The organism is Bacillus proteolyticus, from assembly GCF_001884065.1.
GTDB lineage: Bacteria > Bacillota > Bacilli > Bacillales > Bacillaceae_G > Bacillus_A > Bacillus_A proteolyticus.
In genome coordinates this window covers 1-5,229 of the sequence record NZ_MACH01000043.1, presented here as the reverse complement: position 1 = coordinate 5,229, position 5,229 = coordinate 1, and the positions used below count along the sequence as shown (strand labels likewise).

The 5,229-nt window shown below is 32.1% G+C and carries 5 protein-coding genes and 1 pseudogene; 2 read left to right on the top strand and 4 right to left on the bottom strand.

From position 1 onward, the window contains the following. Nucleotides 1-233: 233 nt before the first annotated feature. A complete protein-coding gene (locus BAQ49_RS04370; RefSeq protein WP_071744324.1) occupies nt 234-1,394 on the top strand; it encodes a tyrosine-type recombinase/integrase in 1,161 nt (386 codons plus the stop codon). An 85-nt stretch (nt 1,395-1,479) separates the two neighbouring features. On the opposite strand, the gene BAQ49_RS32760 is transcribed toward BAQ49_RS04370, so the two are convergent. Both BAQ49_RS32760 and BAQ49_RS04365 read right to left on the bottom strand, forming a co-directional pair. Further along, nucleotides 1,480-1,647 (bottom strand): hypothetical protein, encoded by a 168-nt coding sequence (locus BAQ49_RS32760; protein ID WP_000625960.1) that lies wholly within the window; start codon nt 1,645-1,647, stop codon nt 1,480-1,482. 227 nt (nt 1,648-1,874) lie between these two features. Then, on the bottom strand, nt 1,875-3,413 hold the full coding sequence (locus BAQ49_RS04365; protein WP_071744323.1) for a thiol-activated cytolysin family protein: 1,539 nt from the start codon (nt 3,411-3,413) through the stop codon (nt 1,875-1,877). A 521-nt stretch (nt 3,414-3,934) separates the two neighbouring features. On the opposite strand from BAQ49_RS04365, the pseudogene BAQ49_RS04360 reads away from it, so the two are divergent. After that, a pseudogene (locus tag BAQ49_RS04360) lies at nt 3,935-4,243 on the top strand (IS6 family transposase); the annotation flags it as partial. Nucleotides 4,244-4,454: 211 nt separating this feature from the next. On the opposite strand, the gene BAQ49_RS04355 reads toward BAQ49_RS04360, so the two are convergent. Then, on the bottom strand, nt 4,455-4,664 hold the full coding sequence (locus tag BAQ49_RS04355; RefSeq protein WP_071744322.1) for a hypothetical protein: 210 nt from the start codon (nt 4,662-4,664) through the stop codon (nt 4,455-4,457). 232 nt (nt 4,665-4,896) lie between these two features. Next, on the bottom strand, nt 4,897-5,229 hold a 333-nt coding region (locus BAQ49_RS04345; protein ID WP_116733431.1), incomplete at its 5' end, for a DDE-type integrase/transposase/recombinase.

The window sequence follows — 5,229 nt, the reverse complement described above, 5'->3', positions numbered from 1 at the left end:
ATTATATGAAATTAAAATTCACTTTATAATTAAATTATCTTTTATATAATTATAAATTATATAAAAGATAATTTATAAAAATAATTTGATAATAACCATAGAAAATAGAACATTTTCTATACTTATCCATTACTTTCATTTTTATAAAATTTAATCTTACTATGTAAATAACTTTGAATGTAATTCAGTTATAATATTAGATATAAAAGAAATTAATATGGAGTTGGATAACAATGGAATTTAAATTAAATACAATTCATAGTGAAACTTATTTAGAAAATATAGAGAAACAAAAACAAAATTTCTCAAACATAATTGCGATATGGAATCAAGATTATATAAATGAAGCTGAATTTAAAAAGGAAAATAACGAAAGAGAAGATTCATATACATATGAGGGATTTTCAGATGAAGAAATATTGTATTACTATTTAAATCGGCAAACACATTTTGACCAAGAAAAACGTATAAAGGATGCATCCAGGACTCTATATGCACGTGACTTAAGCCAGTTCTATTTTTTCATCAAACAAAGTACAGAATTTCTGCAGCAAGATGTTAAAGATTATGTAGTCGGCCAAGTTTGGAGGAACTTAAGAAAGCGACATATACGTAACTATCAAAAATGGCTATCCCAGGAGGCAATCTCCTATCAATCAAAAGAAAAATACAAAGCATCTACGATTAGTCGGAAACTTGGTGTGGTCCGTTCGTATTTGAAATGGCTATATGAAATTCAATATATCCAGGAACCTCTTCATGTGGAAATTCTAAGTACTACCGTTAATAAACAACATAAACCAAAACGCGAGTTATCATATGAGGAAGTGAAGCAATTGCTTCATTACTATAAGGATAATGAAATCAATTATGCTTTACTATCGGTTCTGGCTACTACAGGATTACGTGTTGCAGAAGTAGCGCACGCAATGTGGAAAGACCTTGAGTATGACGCTATACGTGGACGTTACTATTTAATAGTTGATACAAAGGGAGATAATGAACGGATTGTTTCTATTAATAAGGAGATTTTTAATCGTATTGTTGCGTTTCGAATCCGGAGACGATTACCTGTGGACATTGGAAATAAAAATGGTGAGACTATATTTCAAACAAAGAATCATACTGCTTATAAAGAAAATTATTTATCACAATATATTTCTAAAATCATTAAGGATACAAAGTTACCCTTTACGGAGAATATACGAATCACTCCCCACTTTTTTAGACATTTTTATGTGCAGTACTTATACGACTACAAAGGACTAGCACCTCATGTAATAGCGGCTGCAGTAGGTCATAAAAATGATAGAACTACAAAAGAAAATTACTTAAAGCAAAGACTTACTAAAGATAATGATGCAGGAAATTTAATTGGTGATGATGAATTTTAATGTGTAATTAATATACAATAAATTTAAAATAGGACAAGGTGAAACCGACATTGGTTTCACCTTGTGTTTAAATGGTTTTAAATATTTATACAGCATAGACTTCAATTTTTGTAGGATTAGAAAAGCGGCGTTCTAATTCTTTTTTGATTTTTTCAATGGCAAAGAACGCAGAAGATGCATATACAGTGATTACTTTTTTTATAAAAGTATTACCTGTTATTAAAATGTATCTTACTGAATATGATGAAATCATACTCTCACCCTTTCACATATCTATTGTGTTTAAGATATATGCCGATAGGTGTGGATATATTCTCAAAAGATGTAAAATAAGTAAGCAAGTGGAGGTTCTGTTGCAAAGTTTTCTAAATGTGGTTACACTTCCATCGCCATCTGATGAGTATGCTATATTTGAAAAAGATCCCGATAACTTGTGACCAAGTAAAAAAGCACCCTGTTTACAGGGTGCTTCACTTCTACCTAATGACTAATATTAGCACTTGGGTATAATGTCGTTCCTCCAATTGAAACTTTTATTTCATTTGTTAATGGAACATTTTGTTCATTAATAATTGTTCTCCACCATTCCCATGCAAGACCTGTACATTCTCTCGCTACGACTTTTACATTTTTTGAATTCGGTGGAAGTGGTATTACTGTAGAGTAATGAGCCGTTTTATCTTGGTTGTTTCCTTCCCAAGTTTTATGTGTTAATACTTCTTTCCCATTTTGATCATATGAGAATTCATCCCAAGATACATCAAATTGAGCAACATATGCACCGTAATGATCAAGGGTCATTTTCGCACTTGAATATTCTGTAGTTGTCGTCTCAATATAATCTGTATTGTTATGAACAGCAGCAGTTGCGTTATCTTTTAAGAAAGTGCTTGTATATGAAATTGGGTATGCTGGATTTTTAGAACTTAATTCTGCATTATCTTTAATGACATTTCGGATTTCATTAAAATCTTTTGAAACAACCTTGTTATGCTCTTTTGCATCTCCGCCTAATACTACAGCGGTAAAGGTACTGTCTTCAAAAATATCTTTGTACTGTCCACTCGCTTCAACGCCTTGCCCCTTAATTAAGGCTTTAAAGGCAGCTTGTACATCTTTGCTCTTAGATGATGTTTCTAATTTCACATAAACTGTTCTACCATAAGCTACATTTGACACCATAACAGGCGGAGCCGCATTACTTACCCCTTTACGAGTTAGCTCATCAAAAGTAACGCTATTATCAAAAAGATCTGATGGATTGTTAGGTAGTTCTGCACTTACGGTATAAAAGATTTGCTTATATGCCGCAACCATCACTTTTTTCTCTCCATCTGCAATCGCTTTAAAATCAATGTTCAGTGAATTGTCAAGATATTTAGCATTAACATTAAGAGCACTTGCTATTTGAGATTTACTATAAACCATCGATTCTGTATACTGCATTCTTGCAGGTAACGTATGTGTTTTTGAATATTTTTCATTCCAAGTAGATACTAATTCATCTACTGCTCCAGACACATTACCATATGTCGGATTTTGAACAGTAATTGTATTGTCTTTTCTCATGCCAGGTAAGTCTATACTAATATTCAAAGGTTTTCTCTTAGCTACTAACAAACTAGGTTGATTATCTGCAAAAGCTTTATTTGCAAGTTGTACTGCTCCTGGATAAGTACGATTAGCCACAGAATCAATAATTGAAATATCCACCGGTGAAGTAGTAAGTGATTTTTTCTCGCGTTCCACTACTACAAATTTACCATTTGAATTTGTACTTTCTTTCGGAACAAAACTCTCTACTTTATCACCATTTACTGCTAAAACCTCTTGATTATTATACTTAAGATTTCCTATGCCAGTATCAATGTTAATAGCTTTTTTTGTTGCATCAGCTGAATTACTTGTTTTTATTTCAGCGAAGGAAATAGAAGAATAATTAATAGTGCATAAGCCAATTGATAAACATGCTAATAATTTGATTCCTTTAACACTTTTTATAATTTTCAAAAAATTCAACCCCTTCCTTTTTTCGTATTAAGGTATGATAATGCTTTATAAATGATTGCTAAATAATAAACTTACATAAATGTTTTTAAAAGCTCTTGAACTAATGGAATTACTCCACCTAAAAATTTCAATACCGCCATTGCGATTTCCATATTATTTCCTCCTCTTTTGTCGTTGCTAAGATGTGATTTATCTCTATGCTTTCATTATAGTAAGTACTTATATATATATCAACACATTCTGATATGCAATATTACATCTTAAAACCATGTTTTATGCTGTTATAATAGAATAGGTAAATTCTACAGCATTTTTCGATATACTGAAAAGCTAATGAGCATGAGAGTTCCAGTAGGTAAAAAGGGAAAAGAATGTTTATCATTCTTTTCCCTTTTTGTATTTTCATGCACCTCACATATCTATCGTAAGAGAGTACTTGGGTTCTGGTGCAAACACTCCAAAACGCTTGTAAGTAACCTCCTAAACTTGGACATACTGATACTAGTACTCTGAAAAAGGATGTGATTGGTATGGAAAAGCAAAATCTATTCAAGTGGAAACATTATCAACCTGATATTATTTTATTAACCGTGAGATGGTACCTACGGTACAACCTCAGTTTTCGTAATTTAGTCGAAATGATTGAAGAACGTGGGTTATCCCTTGCTCATACAACTATCATGCGATGGGTTCATCAATATGGTCCTGAATTAGATAAGCGAGTACGACGTCATCTTAAATCAACCAATGATTCTTGGCAAGTCGATGAGACGTATGTGAAAGTCAAAGGTCAATGGATGTACCTATATCGTGCTGTTGATTCAAAAGGAAATACAATTTTTACGGAACAAGTCTGTCCAAAATGAAATAAAGTTTATTTATCAACTATTCGAAAGAGGTATATAGATTCCATTAGGAATCTATATACCTCTTTCGAATAAATGAAATCTTTGCACCAGAATCCTTTTATCTACATAATGTTTATCCATCCTTCATCCTCCTACAAAATAAAAAAGCATCCTATTTAGATGCTCTCTGCGCTTAATTTTTCTACATAATAACAACACCAAATACAATACAACCTAGCCCTAACAATATAAATAGTTGTGGAAAATTAAAGTCTAAGGAAATTAAATCTACAATATGTTCTAAAGCTAAACCGGCCTTTTCTTTCCAACTCCCACCTTCTACTTCCCTTATTTCATAAATCAGCGTCAAACAAGTAATAAGGATACCTAAACCAATCAAGTATAAACCCAAAATTCATACATCCTCTTTTTTTTAATACAATATTACCATGAAAGAATATACAATGTCAGGGATACTTCTTTACAAAATAAAAAAGCAGCGGATACGCTACTTACAATTTGTTATTTTATTTATTTCCCTGAAAGTAAACTTCTAGATATTTGTTTACATTAAAAATATTGGTTCTGGTGCAAAAATCATTTGATAGAGACATAGAAACCTACATAGACTGTTCAATGGCAGATTATGATGCAATTCCAAACAATTTATGTATGAACCTAACTTCATTTGGGGCAGACTTCACCTGTGAGTGAAGTTGTCCTTTTTTCATCATATGCATGGCTTCAACACCACTCAATATAGAGGTTGCTGTTTTAAATGACTTGAATCCCAACATAGAACGCACGCGTTTCTTAATAAAACGATGATCCTGTTCCACTATATTATTGAGATATCTAACTTGCCTTAGTTGTATACCTTCAGGCATATGTTTCTCTTCTTTCAACTCCTGAATCGCTACAGGATAGGCAGGATTCTTATCTACTGTTATCACGCGAGGTTTAGAAACGTACGAAAA

Bases quoted from the DNA above. Each gene is read 5' to 3' on its own strand.
- BAQ49_RS04370 (WP_071744324.1), top strand. From the start codon at position 234: ATGGAATTTAAATTAAATACAATTCATAGTGAAACTTATTTAGAAAAT.
- BAQ49_RS32760 (WP_000625960.1), bottom strand. From the start codon at position 1,647: ATGATTTCATCATATTCAGTAAGATACATTTTAATAACAGGTAATACT.